Annotated in this window: 20 protein-coding genes and 1 other annotated feature; of the genes, 6 read left to right on the forward strand and 14 right to left on the reverse strand. The window is 36.5% G+C overall.

Features of this window, described 5'->3' with window-relative positions; genetic code table 11:
* Positions 1-324: 324 nt before the first annotated feature.
* Entirely contained in the window at positions 325-999 is a 675-nt protein-coding gene (locus tag AC0IXC_RS16825) for a TerC family protein (RefSeq protein WP_002168900.1), read from the forward strand.
* A gap of 50 nt (positions 1,000-1,049) precedes the next feature.
* On the opposite strand, the gene spx is transcribed toward AC0IXC_RS16825, so the two are convergent.
* Entirely contained in the window at positions 1,050-1,445 is a 396-nt protein-coding gene (spx, locus tag AC0IXC_RS16830; RefSeq protein ID WP_002011348.1) for a transcriptional regulator Spx, read from the reverse strand.
* Between the two features lie 580 nt (positions 1,446-2,025).
* Between spx and AC0IXC_RS16835 the strand changes: the two genes are divergently transcribed.
* The gene (locus AC0IXC_RS16835) at positions 2,026-2,229 is read left to right on the forward strand and encodes a hypothetical protein (RefSeq protein WP_000559981.1); all 204 of its coding nucleotides are present in this window, start codon (positions 2,026-2,028) and stop codon (positions 2,227-2,229) included.
* Between the two features lie 30 nt (positions 2,230-2,259).
* Here the strand turns inward: AC0IXC_RS16835 and AC0IXC_RS16840 are convergent, their stop codons facing one another.
* Positions 2,260-3,906, reverse strand: a complete 1,647-nt coding sequence (locus AC0IXC_RS16840) for a peptide ABC transporter substrate-binding protein (protein ID WP_002140829.1) — start codon at positions 3,904-3,906, stop codon at positions 2,260-2,262.
* 354 nt (positions 3,907-4,260) lie between these two features.
* Here AC0IXC_RS16840 and AC0IXC_RS16845 point away from each other — a divergent pair, with 354 nt between their 5' ends.
* Entirely contained in the window at positions 4,261-5,706 is a 1,446-nt protein-coding gene (locus AC0IXC_RS16845; RefSeq protein ID WP_002166144.1) for an MATE family efflux transporter, read from the forward strand.
* Positions 5,707-5,896: 190 nt separating this feature from the next.
* Here AC0IXC_RS16845 and AC0IXC_RS16850 read toward each other — a convergent pair whose 3' ends face one another.
* From AC0IXC_RS16850 to AC0IXC_RS16870, 5 genes are all read right to left on the reverse strand, one after another.
* Entirely contained in the window at positions 5,897-6,832 is a 936-nt protein-coding gene (locus AC0IXC_RS16850) for an ABC transporter ATP-binding protein (protein ID WP_002086978.1), read from the reverse strand.
* Positions 6,825-7,868 carry an ABC transporter ATP-binding protein gene (locus AC0IXC_RS16855; protein WP_002011337.1) on the reverse strand — a complete coding sequence of 348 codons (1,044 nt, stop codon included), beginning with the start codon at positions 7,866-7,868 and terminating at the stop codon, positions 6,825-6,827. The genes AC0IXC_RS16850 and AC0IXC_RS16855 overlap by 8 nt, the downstream gene beginning before the upstream one ends.
* 18 nt (positions 7,869-7,886) lie before the next feature.
* A complete protein-coding gene (gene opp3C, locus AC0IXC_RS16860; protein ID WP_215590919.1) occupies positions 7,887-8,903 on the reverse strand; it encodes an oligopeptide ABC transporter permease in 1,017 nt (338 codons plus the stop codon).
* Positions 8,900-9,829, reverse strand: a complete 930-nt coding sequence (gene opp3b, locus AC0IXC_RS16865) for an oligopeptide ABC transporter permease (RefSeq protein ID WP_000534165.1) — start codon at positions 9,827-9,829, stop codon at positions 8,900-8,902. Before opp3b ends, opp3C begins: the two co-directional genes overlap by 4 nt.
* Before the next feature lie 127 nt (positions 9,830-9,956).
* Positions 9,957-11,612 (reverse strand): peptide ABC transporter substrate-binding protein, encoded by a 1,656-nt coding sequence (locus tag AC0IXC_RS16870; protein WP_002064243.1) that lies wholly within the window; start codon positions 11,610-11,612, stop codon positions 9,957-9,959.
* Between the two features lie 319 nt (positions 11,613-11,931).
* Here AC0IXC_RS16870 and AC0IXC_RS16875 point away from each other — a divergent pair, with 319 nt between their 5' ends.
* Positions 11,932-12,312: a DUF3899 domain-containing protein gene (locus tag AC0IXC_RS16875; RefSeq protein ID WP_033708890.1), complete on the forward strand. Its 381-nt coding sequence runs from the start codon at positions 11,932-11,934 to the stop codon at positions 12,310-12,312.
* Positions 12,313-12,417: 105 nt separating this feature from the next.
* Positions 12,418-12,635 (forward strand) — a binding site (T-box leader).
* A 74-nt stretch (positions 12,636-12,709) separates the two neighbouring features.
* Positions 12,710-13,699: a tryptophan--tRNA ligase gene (gene trpS / locus AC0IXC_RS16880; RefSeq protein WP_000110999.1), complete on the forward strand. Its 990-nt coding sequence runs from the start codon at positions 12,710-12,712 to the stop codon at positions 13,697-13,699.
* A gap of 265 nt (positions 13,700-13,964) precedes the next feature.
* On the opposite strand, the gene AC0IXC_RS16885 is transcribed toward trpS, so the two are convergent.
* From AC0IXC_RS16885 to AC0IXC_RS16915, 7 genes are all read right to left on the reverse strand, one after another.
* Positions 13,965-14,711: a YjbA family protein gene (locus AC0IXC_RS16885; RefSeq protein ID WP_215590918.1), complete on the reverse strand. Its 747-nt coding sequence runs from the start codon at positions 14,709-14,711 to the stop codon at positions 13,965-13,967.
* A 141-nt stretch (positions 14,712-14,852) separates the two neighbouring features.
* The gene (locus tag AC0IXC_RS16890; protein WP_215590917.1) at positions 14,853-15,644 is read right to left on the reverse strand and encodes a DUF2268 domain-containing putative Zn-dependent protease; all 792 of its coding nucleotides are present in this window, start codon (positions 15,642-15,644) and stop codon (positions 14,853-14,855) included.
* A gap of 115 nt (positions 15,645-15,759) precedes the next feature.
* Positions 15,760-16,998, reverse strand: coding sequence for a beta-ketoacyl-ACP synthase II (gene fabF / locus AC0IXC_RS16895; protein WP_061688962.1), 1,239 nt, complete (start codon positions 16,996-16,998; stop codon positions 15,760-15,762).
* A 31-nt stretch (positions 16,999-17,029) separates the two neighbouring features.
* Entirely contained in the window at positions 17,030-17,962 is a 933-nt protein-coding gene (gene fabH, locus AC0IXC_RS16900) for a beta-ketoacyl-ACP synthase III (protein ID WP_001100550.1), read from the reverse strand.
* A gap of 435 nt (positions 17,963-18,397) precedes the next feature.
* Positions 18,398-18,574, reverse strand: coding sequence for a ComZ family protein (locus AC0IXC_RS16905; RefSeq protein ID WP_002011319.1), 177 nt, complete (start codon positions 18,572-18,574; stop codon positions 18,398-18,400).
* A gap of 64 nt (positions 18,575-18,638) precedes the next feature.
* Entirely contained in the window at positions 18,639-19,511 is an 873-nt protein-coding gene (locus AC0IXC_RS16910) for an NAD-dependent epimerase/dehydratase family protein (protein WP_471653061.1), read from the reverse strand.
* A 29-nt stretch (positions 19,512-19,540) separates the two neighbouring features.
* Entirely contained in the window at positions 19,541-20,275 is a 735-nt protein-coding gene (locus AC0IXC_RS16915) for a lipase family protein (protein ID WP_215590915.1), read from the reverse strand.
* 155 nt (positions 20,276-20,430) lie between these two features.
* Between AC0IXC_RS16915 and AC0IXC_RS16920 the strand changes: the two genes are divergently transcribed.
* Complete coding sequence (locus AC0IXC_RS16920) at positions 20,431-20,613, forward strand: YjzD family protein (RefSeq protein WP_001211111.1); 183 nt, start codon at positions 20,431-20,433, stop codon at positions 20,611-20,613.
* Positions 20,614-20,635: the final 22 nt, after the last annotated feature.

Below are 20,635 nucleotides of genomic sequence, written 5' to 3' on the forward strand. Positions count from 1 at the left end.
TAAAATCGATTTATTTTACAAAAATAGTTATATACCTATCTGTATTCGACTTTTTACATAAAGTGAAACAATAATCAGTATTTTTTTCATCCTCCACTGATTATTAGCTCGCACCAATCGGAATAAATATACCATTATACCAATTCACTGCTCGCAAAAAATTTGGACATACATTCCCATATTCCCTCGTACACTGTAATAAAGTGAAACTTCTATTAGAGGTGATTATTTTGTCCCTGGGAGTGCGGGATCAAAACTAGACAAACTTTCTTCACCACATACATATATTTCGCTTATTAAAACATCATAAATGGAGGCAGACGAATGGACTTAGAGTTTTTAACATCTGTACTACTGATTGTCGGTATCGATGTTGTACTAGGTGGCGATAACGCAATTGTCATCGCACTAGCTAGCCGAAATTTACCTGAAGCAAAACGAAATAAAGCCATTTTGATTGGTACTATGTTAGCAATTGTGCTACGAATTCTCCTCACGATACTAGCTGTCTATTTACTTGATATCCCATTTTTACAACTCACCGGCGGAATTTTACTTACATTAATTGCGGTCAATTTACTCACTGATAATAACAACGACCTTTCTTCTATCAAAGGAAAAACGACTTTATTCCAAGCTGTGCGTACAATTGTATTCGCGGATCTCGTTATGGGGTTTGACAATGTTATTGCCATTGCAGGAGCAGCTCACGGAAGACTTTCACTCGTAATTATCGGTTTATTCATTTCTATCCCGATTATCATTTGGGGAAGCAAACTTATTTTAATACTCATGGAACGCTTTCCATTTCTCATTTATTGCGGAGCAGCAGTTCTCGCCTATACAGCAGGAAAAATGATTACACATGAAGACAGACTTGCAACGTTTTTTCATCATAATCCTAGTTTTTCCACAAGTATCCCTTATTTGTTCATTTTCACCATTTTATGCATAGGCTTTATCGTTCAACAAGTACGATTACGTAATGTTAAACAGTAAAAAAAAACCTTCTACTCTATAATAGGTAGAAGGTTTTCATATTATTATAATTAATTTACAAGACGCTGTGCTTCACGTAATTGGAACGTTCTTACTGTACGTGGTAAGAAACGACGGATTTCATCTTCGTTGTAACCTACTTGAAGGCGTTTTTCGTCAATCATAATTGGACGACGTAAAATACCTGGATAGTCACGAATCATCTTATATAAATCTTGAAGTGGTAAAGACTCTAAGTTCACATTCAATTCTTGGAAAACTTTTGAACGAGTAGAAATAATCTCATCCGTTCCGCTTTCTGTCATACGTAAAATCTCTTTAATCTCATCAATCGTTAATGGATCTGAGAAAATATTACGTTCTGTATAAGGAATATGATTTTCCTCTAGCCATAATTTCGCCTTTCTACAAGACGTACAGCTTGGAGAACTATATAATGTTACCATACAAAGCTCACTCTCCTTAAAGAGTACAAATTCTGTACTAATTACAGTTTAAATTTCTAACTTCCGCAATTTTTCGCGATAACTTGTCTTATAGCAAAGTAAAAAATCGCAATTCATGTAAGCAACAATAATTACTTTTAATAAGTAACTTCTATAATCATTATACAATAGTTTTTGCAAGAAATATACAGTGAATTTACTGCTAGTTGAGAAAATTCCTCCGTGTACTCCACTGCTATGCAACATGATTATACTCAGTAAAACTGTCCTTTAACAACGGTCCTCAACCCTTTTGATACTTACTTTCTACAATAATCTTCACTTGATATACAATTACAGTTTCATAATCTTCCCCATTAAAAAGAGAGCGTTTTCTTACCTTTTCCCGACAAAACAATTGAGAAATGTAAGACTCTAAAGGTTAGAAATAAAAAGGAACATTTGTTCTTATTTTAACAAATCTCTCCGCTCATGTCTATATGCTTTCTAAAGTAAATCGAATATTTTTCTGACATTTCTTTCTTTTTTACCATTTATCTCATACAATAAAAATACAGACAGACAAAGGGGGAATTTGCATATGATCGCTTTTTTTACTGATTTTATCATTGTTGCTACCCTCATCATCGGAATAACAGCATTGATTGGTGTCATTACAAATAGCATCGGTGAAAAACTCTTTGGTGGGAAAGAAAAAATGAAGTTTGTTAATAAAAGTTTAGATGTACAATCTGGCTGGAACCAAGTTGGCGGAAAAGGCATTTATAAAAAACGTACGTACTAAAAAAAGCAGGTAATCACCTGCTTTTTTTTGTTATTTTCCTACTGATGCCCATTTGAAGCTTACTTCGCCACCATACTTATGGTTGTACATATCTTTAATTGTTTCTCTTTGTAAATATGCTCTACCACGTTGATATACTGGAACAATCGCAGCGTCATCAAGTAACATTTTTTCTGCTTCAAGTAAGTTTTTCCAACGAGCATTTACGTCGCTTCCATCTTTCTTCGCTTTCATAATAATCTCATCGTACTTCGGATTAGAATACTTCATTTTATTTTGTGCCCCATCAGTTACGAACATATCAAGATATGTAACTGGATCTGGGAAGTCTGCACTCCATCCAGAGAATGACATTACAAAGTCGCCCGCATCTTCTAATTTTAGTTTTTGCGCGAATGGTTGTTGTTTAATTTTCACTGTTAAACCTGGTAAATTCTTTTCTAACTCACCTTTTAAATATTCACCAGTTTTCTTCGATAATTCAACGTCTTCATTTAATAGCTCTAATTCAATTTCGTTTTTACCAAGCTCTTTTTTACCAGCTTCCCAATACTTTTTCGCTTCTTTTACATTTGGTTTTACAATATCTCCATTTTCAACACGGAAATCTTTTTTATCCGGTCCTTTAATGAAATTGTCAGGAATTAATCCCGTCGCTGGCTTAGAACCGTTATTTAATAATGTATCAACGAATGGTTTACGGTCAAAACCAAGAGAAATTGCTTTACGAATATTTTTATTTGCTAAAGCTGGGTCTTTTTGATTTAAGCGAAGGAAGAATACAGATGTATCTTCTACCGTTTTGAAATCTGGTTTTCCTTTATATTTATCGATGAACTCTGCTAATAACGTCGCTCGATCGACTGCGTTTGTTTCATATAAATTAATTGGCGTAGACGTATCTTTTACAATATTAAAGTTCACTTCCTCAAGCTTCACTTCTTTATTGTCCCAATATGATGAGCTCTTTGTCATTTTGAAGCTACGTTCATGTTGCCAATCACTTAATGTAAATGGTCCGTTATAAAGTGTTGTATTTGCTTCTAAACCAAACTTCGTCCCTTGCTCTTTCACATACTTTTCATTAACAGGATAGAAGATCGGATAGACCATTAAATCAACAAGATATGGAATAGAATTATCTAATTCTACTTCTAGCGTATGATCATCAATCGCTTTTACACCTAATTGGTCTGGACTCATCTCTTTTTTATTAATTTTCTCAGCATTTTTTATATCGTACATAATGTACGCCGATTTCGCAGCTGTATCTGGATTAATTGCTCTTTGCCATGCATACACGAAATCTTTCGCCGTTACAGGTTCACCATTTGACCATTTTGCATCTTCACGTAATTTAAATGTATACTTTTTACCATCTTCTGACTTTTGGAATTCCTTCGCTACACCTGGAACTAATTTATCGTCTTTCCCAAGGCGGTATAGGCCTTCCATCGTATTGTTCATTACTTTTGAAGAAACTGCATCAGCTGATAACGCTGGGTCCATCGTTGGAATTTCTTGTGTTTCAATTAAGTTAATAACTTGCTTCGCACCGCTTTTCCCGCTATCCCCTTTTGCGTTCGCTTGCGGTTCATCTTTTTGGTAGCCACATGCCCCTAAAATCATGCTCATTGCTACTGTTGATGCTACAAAAACTGGTATCTTTTTTTTCATACTTCCACCCTCCAAAAAAAATGTTAGCCCTTTTATTTTCAAACAGAAAGAAATATATATATGTTCTAATAATTCATATTATACACATAAATATATTCTTTGTATATTTATATTTCTATTTTATTAAAATTTTCTGTTAACACCACGTGCCTTTGTAAACGTTTCACACTGCGTTTTTATTGAACTAAAGTGTTAAAAATGACCATTTTTATACTTTTCTAAATTATCAGAGAAAAATAAATTTTATATTCTATAATATCTTACGCATAATTATTCCTCCTTTTTTGTCATAAAATGAAGGTTTATTCATATTGAAAATATGTAGGCTAAAATAAGTGCAAAGGATATGAAAGTGTGTTACGATACACTTTGCTAAAAATAGATATCGGTAAAGAGGGGACGGACATGACAGCAATTCGCTCAAAAAACGGGCCAACAGAGAAATTAAGTTTATTCTTATTAACATGGCCTATTTTTCTAGAAGTTTTTCTTTTTATGCTGATGGGGATCGCTGATACTTTCATGTTAAGTGCATTATCAGACGATGCTGTATCTGGGGTTGGTGCAGCGAATCAATACCTTCATATCGCGATTTTAGTACTAGAAGTCATAGGGAATGGTGCAGCTATCGTTGTATCCCAATACCTCGGTTCTAAACGCTTTATGGAAGCATCAAAAATATCAGCATTAGCCGTCACATTAAATTTAGTGGTCGGACTCATTATAAGCGCTGGTTTTCTTTTATTTTCAAAACATATGATGATGGCAATGAATTTACAAGGCGATGTACTAACGTATGCACAAAGCTATCTATCCATCGTCGGAGGAGCTATTTTCCTTCAAGCTATTATTAACTCATTAGCCGCAATTATCCGCGTTCACGGCTTTACAAAGCAAGCAATGTTTGTTTCGCTTGGAATGAATATTATTCATATCGCCGGAAACTACGTACTTATTTTCGGGAAATTCGGTTTCCCTGAACTTGGTGTGCAAGGAGCCGCGATTTCTTCCGCTGTCAGCCGGTTAATCGCACTTATCGTTTTCTTCTGGTTACTGTACCGCGTTATGGAATACCGTGTGAAATTACAATATTACTTCACTTTATCAAAAGAATACGTTGGCAAAATTTTAAAGATCGGCATTCCATCTGCATTCGAACAAGTCATGTATCAAGCTTGTCAAATTGTCTTCTTATATTACGCAACATACTTAGGTACCGAATCGTTAGCTGCAAGACAATACGCTACTAACATTTCCATGTTCACTTATTTATTCGCCATTGCTATCGGTATGGGAACAGCTATTATCGTTGGACGCCTAGTTGGCGGAAATGAAAAGGATGAAGCTTACACACGCGTATGGAAAAGTGTACAATGGGCGATTGGCGTAACTTTATTTATGGTCATGCTCGTTGTTACATTCCGCACACAATTAATGGGACTATTTACGGATAATCCTCATATTATCGCTCTAGGGGCAAGCGTTCTTTTACTAAGTGTACTACTTGAAACAGGACGGACGATGAACATCGTCATCATTAATTCACTTCGTGCAGCTGGCGATGCAAAATATCCTGTTTTAATCGGCGCATTCTCCATGGTGTTAATGAGCTTACCACTCGGTTACTTTTTCGCCTTCCATTTAGACATGGGGCTCGTTGGTATTTGGCTAGCGATTGCTATCGACGAATGGACGCGAGCAATTATTATGTTCTTCCGCTGGAGAAGTAGATCGTGGGAAAATTATGCACTTGTTAAACCAAATGAGCAAGATGAGAGTGTTTCTGTTCAGGCGCAGTAAAATAAAAGTGTTTCTAAATGAAGAAAAAGTCGGCTGGATTTCAGTCGCCTTTTCTTCATTCTTGGAAACTCTTAATTTGCTGTCTTTAAACAGAAAAAGAACTTGGATAAAATCTCTTTATACTAAATTAAGTTTAATTAGTATAAAAAATAGAGCCATCCTTCTGTAATAGAAGAATGGCTCTACTTTATTATTGATAGATTTCTTTATATTTCTTATACTCTGCTTCAGAACATAATACAAAATGTCCTGGGCGAATTTCACGCATTGTTGGTGCTTCCTCACCATATTGATGTTGAGATGGATCGTATACGATACGTTTACGATTGCGCTCATAATCTGGATCTGGAAGCGGAATTGCAGATAGTAGTGATTTTGTATATGGATGCATTGGATTCGCATATAACTCTTCACTTGTTGTCAACTCAACGATTTGACCACGGTACATTACACCAATGCGATCACTAATGTATTTTACCATTGATAAATCATGGGCGATGAATAAGTATGTTAAACCTTTTTCTCTTTGTAACTGTTTCAGTAAGTTTACAACTTGCGCCTGAATCGATACGTCAAGTGCTGAGATTGGTTCATCAGCAATGATAAATTCAGGTTCTACAGCTAGCGCACGAGCGATACCGATACGTTGACGTTGTCCGCCTGAGAATTCATGCGGGAAACGGTTTGCGTGCTCTTTATTTAAACCAACTGTATTTAATAATTCATGAACACGGTCCATACGCTCTTTTTTGCCTTTTGCTAGTCCGTGAATATCAATACCTTCTGCGATAATATCCCCTACTGTCATACGAGGATTTAATGATGCATATGGATCTTGGAAAATCATTTGCATTTTACGGTTGAACTTCTTCAGCTCTGCACGTGATTTTTTACCATGTACATTTTCACCATCGAACAACACTTCACCAGCAGTTGCATCATATAAACGAATAATCGTTCTTCCAGTTGTCGATTTACCACAACCTGATTCTCCTACAAGACCAAATGTTTCTCCTCGGTAAATATCAAATGAAATATCATTAACCGCTTTGACAACACCACCACTCACGTCGAAGTGCTGCTTTACATTTTTTACTTCAATTAATTTCTCACGTTGTTTAGTCATGTTGTTCACCTGCTTTCATTTGAAGAATGCGTTTTTCAACGACTGCCGGTGGTTTTACTTCTGGAGCTTGCTCGTGAAGTAACCAAGTTGCCGCATAATGTGTATCACTTACTTTAAATAAAGGTGGGTCCATTTCAAAATCAATTTTCAATGCCTGCGGGTTACGTGGTGCAAAAGCATCACCCTTTGGCGGTTTTAATAAGTCTGGAGGCGTTCCTGGAATCGCATATAGCTCGTCCTCTGCACCATCTAAGCTTGGCATAGATGCGATTAAGCCCCATGTGTATGGATGTTTTGGATTGTAGAAAATTTCATCAACAGTACCAATTTCAACAACTTTACCAGCGTACATAACCGCAACTCGGTCTGCAACGTTTGCCACTACACCTAAGTCATGCGTAATGAAAATGATTGCTGCTTCTGTTTTTTGCTGAATGTCCTTCATAAGTTCTAAAATTTGCGCCTGAATTGTAACGTCTAGCGCTGTTGTCGGCTCATCGGCAATTAATAATTTCGGATTACAAGCTAACGCCATCGCAATAACTACACGTTGTCTCATACCACCTGAGAATTGGTGAGGATATTGTTTTAAGCGTGCTTCTGGATTTGGAATACCTACAAGGTCGATTAATTCTAACGCAACTTTACGTGCATCTGCTTTACTCATCCCTTGGTGTTTAATAAGGCCTTCCATAATTTGATTTCCAATTGTCATCGTTGGATTTAATGATGTCATTGGATCTTGGAAAATCATCGCAATATCTTTACCGCGTACTTGCTGCATTTCTTTTTCTGTTAGTTTCGTTAAGTCACGACCTTCAAATACGATTTCACCGTTTTTAATACGTCCTGGAGGATTCGGAATTAATCCCATTAACGCTTTAGAAGTAACTGATTTACCAGAACCAGATTCTCCTACAATCGCTAATGTCTCTCCTTTTTTCAAATCAAAAGTAACACCGCGTACAGCTTGTACTTCACCTGCATGTGTATCAAAGGAGACTTGCAAATCTTTTACCTCTAGCAATGTTTTCATTTTTACTTCTCCCCTCTTTTACTTACGCATTTTTGGATCTAACGCGTCGCGTAATCCGTCTGCAATTAAGTTGAATGCTAAGATTAACATACTGATGACAACCGCTGGGATGAACATCATATGTGGATACGTTTGAATTGATTTATAACCATCATTTACAAGAGAACCAAGTGATGCGAATGGTGGCTGAATACCTAGTCCGATGAAGCTTAAGAATGCTTCACCAAATACCGCTGTTGGAATTGTAAACATTGTCATTACGATAATTGGTCCCATTACGTTCGGAATTAAGTGCTTCACAATTAACTGTGTATTCGTTGCCCCTAATGTACGAGATGCTAATACATATTCTTGGTTTTTTAATTTTAGGATCTGTCCACGAACGATACGCGACATCCCTATCCAACCTGTAATTGCCATCGCAAGTGTAATTGACCAAATACCTGATCCCATAATGATTACCATTAAAATAACGATGATTAAGTATGGAATACCGTTAATGATCTCCATAATACGTTGCATAATATTATCTACCCTGCCGCCATAGAAGGCTGAAATACCTCCATATGCAACCCCAATTACTAAGTCAATCGCTGCTGCTAAAAGAGCGATATATAATGATACTCGTGTACCTTCCCATGTTCTTGTCCATAAATCACGGCCAAGATCATCTGTACCAAACCAGAAGTACTCTTTAATATCACGTTTTTCATATTGGTCAACACCATATTGATCTGTACCGTCAAATGGTAGCCAATGAACATTTTCAATCACTGGAATTTTCGGTGGCATTTTCGCACGACCTAAATCCTGCTCTTTATAAGAATGCTTACTTACCATCGGTCCTAAAATTGCTAGTAGTACAATAAGCATTAATAATACGAAACCAAACATTGCACCTTTATGTTGGAACAAACGTCTTCTTACATCTTGCCAAAACGTTAAGCTTGGACGGGCAATGACTTCATTATCAACATTACTCTGATTGGCTTGTTGAAATAAATCTGGAGATAATTTTTGTACATCTTTCATCATTTTTTCCCTCCCGCTAAACGAATACGAGGATCAATAATTCCGTATAAAATATCGACAATGAAAATAACTAAGATGAAGATCGCACTATAGAAAATTGTAGTTCCCATAATAACTGTATAGTCATTCACTGTAATCGATTTAACGAATTGTTCCCCAAGTCCAGGTACAGCGTAAATTTGCTCAATAACTAGTGTCCCTGTAATTAATCCTGCAACCATTGGTCCTAAAATTGTTACAACTGGAATTAATGCGTTACGCAGTGCGTGCTTGATAATGATAACGCCTTGGCTAATTCCTTTCGCTTTCGCTGTTAAAATGTAGTCTGCTTGCATAACCTCAATTAACTCTGCACGAGCGAAACGTGCGATTGTTGCGATAACTGCCATCGATAAGGCAATTGTAGGCATTACTGTAAACTCCGGTCCTTTCCAGAATGCTACTGGGAACCAACCAAGTTTTACCCCTACGAAATATTGTAGTAATGCGGCGAATACGAATGAGGGTACCGACATCCCGAGTACGGAAATAATTGTCGCCCCATAATCGACCCACGTATTGTTACGAAGCGCCGCAACGATTCCTAAAATTAAACCGATAAATGTTCCTAATATAATCGCTTGTAAACCAAGTTGTGCTGATGGTCCAATACGATCCACAATCATATCTGTTACTGGGCGGTTATCATATTGGAATGATACCCCTAAATCACCTTTTGCTAAGTTACCTAAGTAACGTGCATATTGAACTGGTACCGGATCATTTAAACCATATTTTTCAAGAATGATTTCTTTTTGTGCCGGTGATAGCTTCTCCTGGTTTTTAAGCGGAGAACCCGGTAGTAATTTCATCAAAAAGAAAGTCAGTGTAGTAATTAAAAATAATGTCAAAGCCATGTACACGAAACGTTTTAATACATAACGTCCCATAGTCAAGCACCTCCCCGTTTTTCTCAAAAGCAATAAGATAGTTTAAAATATTCTTACTTTTATTTTTTTAAAATAAGAGCATATGCCCATCATAGGCATATACCCTTGTAAACGATGGAAAAAAAGATTATTTTTGTTCAACAGATGCCCATTTGTAAGTTAATTTACCACCATAGTTAATTGGGATAATATCTTTTACGGCACCTTTTACCACATATGCTGAACCTTTTTGGAAGATCGGAGCAATAACTGCATCCTCTTTAATTAATATTTTCTCTACTTCTAAAAGGTTGTTCCAGCGAGCTTGTAAATCTTTTGTATCTGTTTTTGCTTTTAGAATTAGCTCATCATATTTCGGATTAGAATATCCTGTTTTATTTTGTGAACCATTCGTAACAAACATATCTAAATATGAGACTGGATCTGGGAAGTCTGGACCCCAAATACCAAACGCCATATCATATTCTTGAGAGTCTTCTAACTTATTTTTTTGTGCGAATGGCTGCTGTTTAATTTTGATCGTTAAACCAGGTAAGTTCTTTTCCATCTCACCTTTTAAGAATTCGCCAATTTTTTTCGCATCTTCATTATCGAAGCTTAAGAATTCTAGTTCAATTTTATCAGTGCCAAGCTCTTTCTTTGCTGTTTCCCAAAGTTTTTTCGCTTCTTTTGAATCCGTTTCAACTAGATTTCCATTTTCAGCACGGAAGTCTTTTTTATTCGGACCTTCAGCGAAATCTTTTCCAACAAATCCGTAAGCACCGATTGCGCCGTTGTTTAAAATAACTTTTGCAATGTTATCACGGTCAAAGGACATTGAAATTGCTTTTCTTAAGTTTTTATTACTCAAATACTTATTATTTTGATTAAATCTTAAGTAGGCAACTCCAGCTTCTTTTCGTGTTTGGAACTCTGGAGTTTGTCTAAATTTATCAACAAATTCTGATGTTAGAGCCGCACGATCAATCGAATTTGTCTCATATAAATTTACATCAGTCGATGTATTTTTCACAATATTGAAATTTATTTCTTCGATTTTAACCGTCTTGTTATCCCAATATGATGGGTTCTTCTTAAATTGGAAGCTTTGTTCATGTTTCCAATCACTCATAACGAATGGCCCGTTATATAATGTTGTATTTGCCTCTAAACCAAACTTATCACCTTGTGATTTCACAAAGTTCTCATTTAGTGGGTAGAACACCGGATAAACCGTTAAATCAATAAAGTAAGGAACGGGATTGTCTAATTCCACTTCTAATGTATAATCATCAATCGCCTTTACACCTAATTGGTCAGCAGGTAATTCTTTTTTATGAATTTTTTCTGCATTTTTAATATCGAACATAATGTATGAATACGTCGCTTTTGTATCTGGATTTACTGCTCTTTTCCATGAATACACAAAGTCTTTCGCTGTTACAGGTTCCCCATTCGACCATTTCGCATCTTTTCTTAACTTAAATATGTATTTCTTCCCATCATCTAGCTTTTGGACATCTTCAGCAATCCCAGGCATTCTCTTTTGATCTTTGCCAGTACGATATAAACCTTCCATCGTATTATTTAATGCTGTTGAAGATGCAGAATCTGATGCTAACGATGCATCCATTGATGGAATTTCAGATAACTCTGTTAAATTAAGAATCTGTTTTCCGTTACTACTACTAGTAGTGTTTTCTTTTCCTTTTGCTTTAGCGTCCTCTTTCTGGTAGCTACACGCGCCAAGCAACATACTTGCAGTTAAAGTTGATGCAAGTAATAACGGTATCTTTTTCTTCATGTTGTGTTGCCTCCCCTAATTGCACTTACTGTACCCTCACTTGTAGAAAAGTAGAATTGAAAGAATAATCTCCAAGTTTCTACAATTTTCATTATACATATAATATGACGATTGTGAATATAGTTTTTTGTTTTTTTGTTAAAATTTTTAATAAAATGTTTATATTTTTAATTTTTTGTAAAGGGATACGTTAACATTGCTACCATCATCTTGAAATTAGAACCTTAATTGCGTATAATTTTCAAAAAATTATTTATATTACTTATTATAACTTTTATAGTATAATAATTCTAGTAATATTTTGACGGAGGGGAATATTTTGAATAAAGTTTTTTTTCATACTTGTATACTATTTTTGGTTGCGATAATCGCTTCTAGTGTGGGCGCATTCCTCGTTTCATCTCATTTTTTGTTGAATTTTGTCAACATCTCATTCTATATTGCATTGGTTTTTATTCTTATAGGTGGTTTTTTATTCATATTTCAAAACGGATTTTTTAACGTAACAATTTACGCATTCCAAAGAGTATTTGGTACGAATAAAAAAATTGACTCTTTAATTGAAGAAGCAGAGGAACCTATCGATAAGAAAGAACGTATTTATAAAACATATTCATTCAAATGGACGTATCCGATTTGTATTACCGGTATCGTACTTGGGTTGTTCTCGATCCTCATTAGCTTTACTATTTTGATGTAGTTTGCAAACACTATCCCATATGATATAATAATCAGCAAAACATTTTTTTATAAAACTTTAGTTCTTTCATATTAAAAGAGCTTAGGTAACAATAAATAAATTTATATGTATGCGATGATAAAGAAGAGTACATATTGAGGCAATTTCAGAGAGCTTGTGGCTGGTGTGAACAAGTAATTGCGCAGTATGGAATGGGCTTTTGAGCACCAAACCGAACCGAAAGTAGTAGGCTTTGGCGTTATATCCAGACGTTATTATGGATCTTGAGAGATTTCACAGCTGTGAAATAATTAGGGTGGTACCGCGGTCCATTCGTCCCTATGTAATTTGGGATGAATGGGCTTTTTTGTATGCCTTCTCTTCCCCATCGCACATTCAATTTTAGGAGGAATTACTTATGTCAGTTATCTTTTCTGGTATTCAGCCGAGTGGAACAATTACACTTGGAAACTATTTAGGAGCTATGAAGCAATTTACAGAGCTTCAAAATGAACACGACTGTTATTTCTGTATTGTAAACCAACATGCGATTACAGTACCTCAAGATCCCGTACAACTTCGTAAAAACATTCGCAGTCTTGCTGCACTTTATGTAGCATGCGGCATCGATCCTGAAAAAGCTACTTTATTTGTACAATCAGAAGTACCAGCACACGCTCAACTAGGATGGATTATGCAATCAGTTGCTTACGTTGGAGAATTAGAGCGTATGACGCAATATAAAGATAAATCTTCTGGTAGAGATTCAGTTCCAGCTGGATTACTAACGTATCCACCATTAATGGCTGCTGATATTTTACTTTACAACACTGAAATCGTACCTGTTGGTGATGATCAAAAACAACATATGGAATTAACACGCGACCTAGCAGAGCGTTTCAACAAACGCTTCCGTGAAGTGTTCACTGTTCCTGAAATTCGTATTCCAAAAGTAGGAGCTCGCGTTATGTCATTAACAGAACCTACGAAAAAAATGAGTAAATCTGATCCGAATCCAAAAGCAATGATCAGTATGCTTGATGAACCAAAAACAATTGAAAAGAAAATTAAAAGTGCTGTAACTGATTCTGAAGGTATCGTGAAATTTGATAAAGAAAACAAACCTGGAATCTCTAACTTATTAACAATCTACTCTTCATTCTCTGGAAAAACAGTTGAAGAAATAGAAGCAATGTACGAAGGAAAAGGATACGGGGACTTCAAAGGCGACCTAGCACAAGTAGTCGTAGAAGCAATTCGTCCAATCCAAGACAAATATAACGAACTAATCAACTCACCAGAACTAGACGAAATTCTAGACAAAGGTGCAGAAAAAGCAAACCGCGTTGCATTCAAACAACTACGCAAAGTAGAAAACGCAATGGGACTAAGTAGAAAACGTAGGTAACTTATAAAGCGGAGGCGACTGCTTAGCCCTGACGGCTAAGGTTCTTTCGCATAAAAGGCGCTTTTTGTCTTCTTATGCGGAAGGTTCTTAGACACAAAGAGCTTGCTGCCAGAGCTGGATTACTACAAAAAGCGGAAGCGGCTCGCTCAGAATGTGAGGGGGATGGAGCTCCTGACGTAGAGGCGCTTTTTGCCTCGCAGGAAGGCGCGAAGCCACCGAACATTCTTGTCACCTCCATAAAAAAAACCGCCAATTGGCGGTTTTTTTAATTTACCTTCTGCTCATTTTCCATTTCCCATAACTTTTCAAAAAACGGCTGTCCTTTTACAAGGCGCTCACATAATTGCTCGTGCTTCTCAGACCATCCAGTTTTCGCTTCATCATAAAGTTTAGCCCAAACATCTTCAAACTCCATATGTTGGACCATTCCGTACGCTGATGGATCCCACTCTGTGAACCAATAGCGAATTTCAGCTGGATTTTTCGTTGTATGTAATTGATCTAATGCCATAAATAATAATTGTTTTAACTGTCTTTCTTTACGAGTTAGGCCGTTCATAATGAAAGGCGACGGCGATAAAATATGATGTTCTTTTTCAATATCTTCCACTTGGAACTCATACTTTTCTGCTTGCACATTCTCTACCATCTCATATACCATCTGTTCTTGACGCGGTATAAGCCTACTTTTTCTAATTGGCACATTATAGCCGATTGAATCAATCGCAATAATTCCTTTTCCATCTGTAACTACAAAACAATATTCTTGTTGCAAACGTTCGTGATTTTTACGAATATAAGCCTTATGATATACGTCTTCCAATAATTTTTGTGGAAGCTCTAATAATTCGTTCTCGATGTAATGATATAATGTGGCATCTACTTTTAATAATGGCACTTGATCTAATAGCTCAATCGTATCATCTTTCCGCCATTCGTAAAAATGACAAACGTTATACCCATTCTCTTCACCTTCAAACCAATTTACCCATACATCATGTAGATATAACATTCACTACCCCTCACTTCACTACTGTTTGTACCAATCATTATGTTCAGTTTCGCTTAACTTTATTCCACTTGAGGAAATATATTCTAATTATTATTTTTTCTTCTATAATATAAAAAAAACAGGAGATAGCTCCCCTGTTTTTCATGAAACATGAAATGTATTTGCTTTATTCAATATTTCTTTCGCATCTATAGATAATAAAGAAAGTGTATTTTCTCCTTCAAATGCTACACAATCTTTCACAATATGAAATCCAAGTGCATAGCCAAGCATTTTCGGATACGAGTGCAGTCCATTTAATAAAACATCATGCTCCCTCGTACCTCTCTTTACGCCTATTCGTTCTTGTATTGAATTCCTCCAATAATAAATAGCATCTTCTTTTGAAATGTAAGTAGTCCACGGTGCACATCTTTTTTCTGTATACCTTTCATACACAGCTTGCTCAGCTAACCCTTCCATAATCATCGTATCAAGTAATGTATACTCTGTTTCTTTCGTCTCAATTTGATGTAACCTACATATATGATGGTATTCATGCGTTAATAAAGCTTTTAGTTCCTCTACTGAATTACGCCCACATACGAATAAGAAAATAACGTGACGCATAGATAAGCCAGCCTTCCCGTTATATTCCTCTTGTACAGTTCGATTGTATGAATCTGATAATAAAATAAATATAGGGACATCTGGACCTTTTAGCCAACCTTTCAATTTTTCATACTCCATGCTAAGTTCTTTCCAAATTTCTTTCTTCTCTAACTCTTTAATTTCCTGCTCCCCCCGCATTACTGGGCGATACATACCTTTAGAGACTAAAAAGCGATACAGTCTCTCTTTTGGCAATGGAATATACTTTGTAAATTTCTCACAAAGCTTCTCTGGACGTCCATAATACAGATGTAACCATTCTGCCGTTTCAACAACCCCCAACCTTCATCCCTCCTTTTCTTATGTATATGCAAAAAAGAAAGGAACGTAAAGGTGATTAAAAATAAATAAGGTGTCTTTTCGTAATACTTTACGAAAAGACACCTTATTGTACATATTATTTATATGCTTTAAATACTAATACTGCGTTATGACCACCGAATCCTAATGAATTACTTAATACAGCTCGCACTTCTTGATGCCTCGCTGTATTTGGTACGTAATCTAAATCACATTCTGGATCTGGTGTTTCATAGTTAATCGTCGGAGGAATTACTCCGTCTGTAATTGATTTAATAGAGAAGATCGCTTCAACAGCACCAGCTGCTCCTAATAAATGACCTGTCATTGATTTCGTTGAGCTAATCGCTACTTTATATGCATGCTCACCGAAAGTTTCTTTAATTGCCATCGTTTCATACTTTTCATTTGCATCTGTACTTGTACCATGTGCATTAATGTAATCAATATCTTTTGGCTCTAGACCTGCATCAGCTAAAGCTTGACGCATCGCACGAACTCCGCCTTCACCGCCAGGAGCAGGCATTGTAATATGGAACGCATCACCAGTTGCACCATAACCAGCAATTTCCGCATAAATGTGAGCACCACGTGCTAATGCGTGCTCTAATTCTTCAAGAATAAGAATTCCTGATCCTTCACCCATTACGAAACCGCTACGATTTTTATCGAATGGGCGGCAAGCCGTTGCTGGATCTTCATTGAATGTTAATGCTTTCGCTGAGCTAAACCCAGCGAATGCCATACTTGTTAATGGCGCTTCTGCTCCGCCTGTTATCATCGCATCAGCATCACCGCGCTGGATTACTTTAAACGCATCACCAATTGAGTTTGCTCCAGATGCACAAGCTGTTACAGAGCAAGTATTAATTCCTTTCGCTCCTGTAGCGATTGACACTTGACCTGCTGCCATATCTGGAATCATCATTGGTACGAAGAATGGGCTCACGCGGCGCGGACCTTTTTCAGCAAAAATCTTAAATTGTTCTTCGTATGTTTCCATACCACCAATACCAGAACCAACCCATACACCAATGCGTGGTGCATTTTCTTCTGTAATTTCAAGCTTCGCATCTGCAACTGCCATTTTCGCTGCTGCTACTGCATATTGCGTAAAGCGGTCCATACGGCGCGCTTCTTTTTTATCTATATATTTTTCGACTTCAAAGTCGTTAATTTCTGCTGCTACTTTTGCAGGAATTTGTTCTGAATCTATTCTTGTAAGTCGTCCGATTCCGGATACACCGTTTTTAATGTTTTCCCAAGCTGTTTCAACATCTGTTCCGATCGGTGTAACAGCTCCTAGCCCTGTAATTACGACCCTCTTTTTTTCCATACAAAATACACTCCTTTTTTTCTCTCAGTCCTTATTTACCCCAACGAAGAGCTACTGCTCCCCATGTTAACCCGCCGCCAAAACCGACTAGTATAATTAAATCACCATCTTGAATACGTCCATTTTGCAATTCCTCTACCATTGCAATTGGAATTGAAGAAGCCGATGTATTACCGAACTTTTCAATTGTCATACTCATTTTTTCTTTCGGTAAATTTAATCTTTCTCTTGCAGATTCCATAATACGAATATTCGCTTGATGTGGTACTAAGAAGTCCACATCCTCTTTCGTAAGTCCCGCTTTTTCTAACACGCGAAGACAGGAATCACCAAGTTGGCGAACAGCAAATTTAAAGACTTCTCTGCCGTTCATCATAACATACTCGTCTTGATAAAGATGCTTACCGCCACTTCCGTCCGCTCCTAATTCAAAAGAAAGTACACCTTTCCCTTCCGAAACAGCTCCCATTACGATAGCACCTGCTCCGTCCCCAAATAGTACTGCTGTATTTCGATCGTTCCAGTCTACAATTTTAGATAGTTTGTCACTACCAACTACTAATACATTTTTATAAGTTCCCGTTTGAATAAATTGCTGCGCTGTAATCATTCCGTACATAAAGCCAGCACACGCTGCACTTAAATCCATTGCGGCTGCGTGTTTTGCGCCAATTGCTTCTTGGATTACACAAGCTACTGCTGGGAATGCGCGATCTGGCGTTACTGTTGCCACTAAAATAAGATCGATATCCTCTCCGCTAATCCCGGCATCTTCAAGTGCTTTTTTAGAAGCCTCTACCGCCATATATGAAGTATCTATTGTATCATCGGCAATGCGTCTTTCTGCAATTCCCGTTCTCGTACGAATCCATTCATCAGATGTATCTACGATTTTCTCTAAATCGTGATTTGTGACTACTTTTTCTGGCACATATCTTCCGATCCCTAAAATGCCCACGTTCACATCGCAGCCCTCCGTTTTATATCAATTGTTATGACTTGGTACTAATTTTAAAACATAAATGTACTTTTGTCTAGAATATATTTCAGCTAAAAAAATAAGACAGCGTATTACTAACTTTATTTTTCATTAAAAGAAACAGAAAAATCCCTATCCTTTCAAAAGATAAACTTCCCAATACTTTTGACCTTACTCCGCTCGAAACAAAAAAAGCCCTTTCCGCTTCTATCCACAGCTCGAGCCTCTCTCCCATCAAAAAAGAAGGGTTTGGTTTTATTCTTTATCTGCTTTCCCTTCAAAACTAAGACCTTCTCCTCATAACCTTCCCCTTTAGCCTCATCATCCCTCAGGTTTCACTCCACTCGAAACAAAAAAAGGCCCCAACCGCTTCTATCCACGGCTCGAGCCTCTCTTCCATCAAAAAAGAAGGGTTTGGTTTTATTCTTTATCTGCTTTCCCAAGCTCATATGCTTCGCCCATTACTTTCATCAATAGCTCTAACACCGGCTGTGCTTTCTCCATATCAAGTGCAATTCCATTAGAATCTAAAATTGCCTTTGCTTCTGGTAAATGCTTCATTGCGATTTGTAAAAATTGCATACTTTTTTCGTTCATGTAATCTCTTCCTCTCCATTAAAGCTTTTCAATCAATTATCCATACAATAGTGTAACACGCATGCTACCCTTCGTATAACTCTTTATATTTTTTCATATGTGCCAATTGTTTATTTAAACCGAATTCTACTGGTGTATTTTTTTGAATAGAAATAACCTCTACAGCTTCATCTCTTACTTCCACATTTTTGTTATTTACTTTATCATCTGCATGTAAAAGACTCATACCTTTTTCCCATAACTCTTCTTTTCCACTAAGTAAATTATATATACCGAGGTGTTTGACATTCATTCCATTTTCCCATAAATATTCACATACATCTTCAACGTAAAGTAAATCACTTCCTTTTTCTCCATTTATACAACGGCACTCTTTTTCATCAAGTTCTGATAAAATAAGCTGATGATACATCATAAACGACGGTTGCCATGGCCCATATAATGTAGGAACTCGATATGCACTATATTGTAATTCGCCTTTTTTCAACCCTTCTTCCACTTTCGAAAATAGATGTTTGTTTTCGGATTCTTCAGTGCTTCCTATTTCAATAGAAGAAATTAGATTTAACTTTACTTTATTTTTTTCACACATCTTTACGATTCGTTTTAAATATTGTAATATGACCCTTTCATTCCGAAATCCACTTTGCTGATTCGGCTCATACAAGCAAAAATAAACTGTATCGAAACTCTCTTCCTCTACCGATCGCCATCCGTCTTCATCCCTTATAGAATAGTACGTAAATAACGCATTCCGCCCAATCAACAATAATTTCTCTTCATTAATTTTTGTCATACTATCAAATTCATCAAAATCAAGACCATATACTTCTACTTCTTCTGCAATCATTTTATTCACAAGGTGATAACCTACAAACGTAAGTGCACCTATAATCAGCACGCGTTTCATACCACCAACCCTTTCCCCTTGAAACAAATAGCTCCTCATTTATGTATATGGGAGCTTCACAATTCTTCTTCATATTTTTTAAAGAAATCAGTCGTTTGTCTAACCATTTTATATTTCACATCTTGCAGATGGAATAAAACAGAAGTATCGCATTGATTGAATTGCCTCATTTTCTCGTATTTACGTAACAATTGTTTTCTTCCTCTTTTTTCCTGTGTTGAGACAAAAACTTTAACAGGTACACAAGATGGCAGAAGCGTAAATGATTTCTTATTTATTTTTGATTCTAATTCTTCTTCTTTGGAATCATACGCCAAACTTAATTCCTTCACTAATCTTTTGTAAAAAAACTTATGCTCTTTCTCAAAATCCACATATTCTGGTAAATCTAAACACGGATTTAACATAACGACAGAACGTATACATTCAGGGTATTTGTTCATCATCTCCAGTGCTACAAGCGCTCCCATACCATCTGCCATAATGTGCATTTTCGCATTCAATGTCTCTTTTCTTAGAACGACATCATACAAACGTTTTGCAAGACGAACAGCTCGATCGTTCCCCCAATGCCTTCCGTATAAGTTAGATGAAAAGACCGTATATCCTTTTTCAATAAGGCCCTGTAAAAAATAAGCTCTCCCTGCATGCTGTGTCCATAAACTTGTACCATTCTCAATAAAATAGTTATAATCTCCTAGGAGCATAACAGAAAATCCATTTGGCTTTTCCGGTAAATAAATTACACATGGTTCTTTTTCTAAGTAAAAAAAACGTTCCGTAATACTCATTTTTCCCCCGCCTTATTTTCTAAACGTATAAAAGTACTCTTTATAATGTATGAACAGAATGCAAATTTGCGTTGAAAAATCTACAAATATTTTTCTATATTCTTTTTTCAATTGTGTTACAATAAGGACAGATTGAACGAATAGAGGTGTAAAATATGCGTTTCATTTGGGCATTAATTTGGTCGTTCGCACTTGTACATATGATGAGCTATGTAATCGGCTCTATGACTGGCGGTACATACGATTTTAACCAAGCGTCTATTTTCTCAGTTGTTCTTGCGGTATTAGTATTAGCGATTGCAGCTGCGATTCCAAACGAGCCAGTAGAACAACACTAAAAAAAGAGTCCGGATTTTATCC

The sequence above is a fragment of the Bacillus sp. AC266 genome (assembly GCF_979253805.1).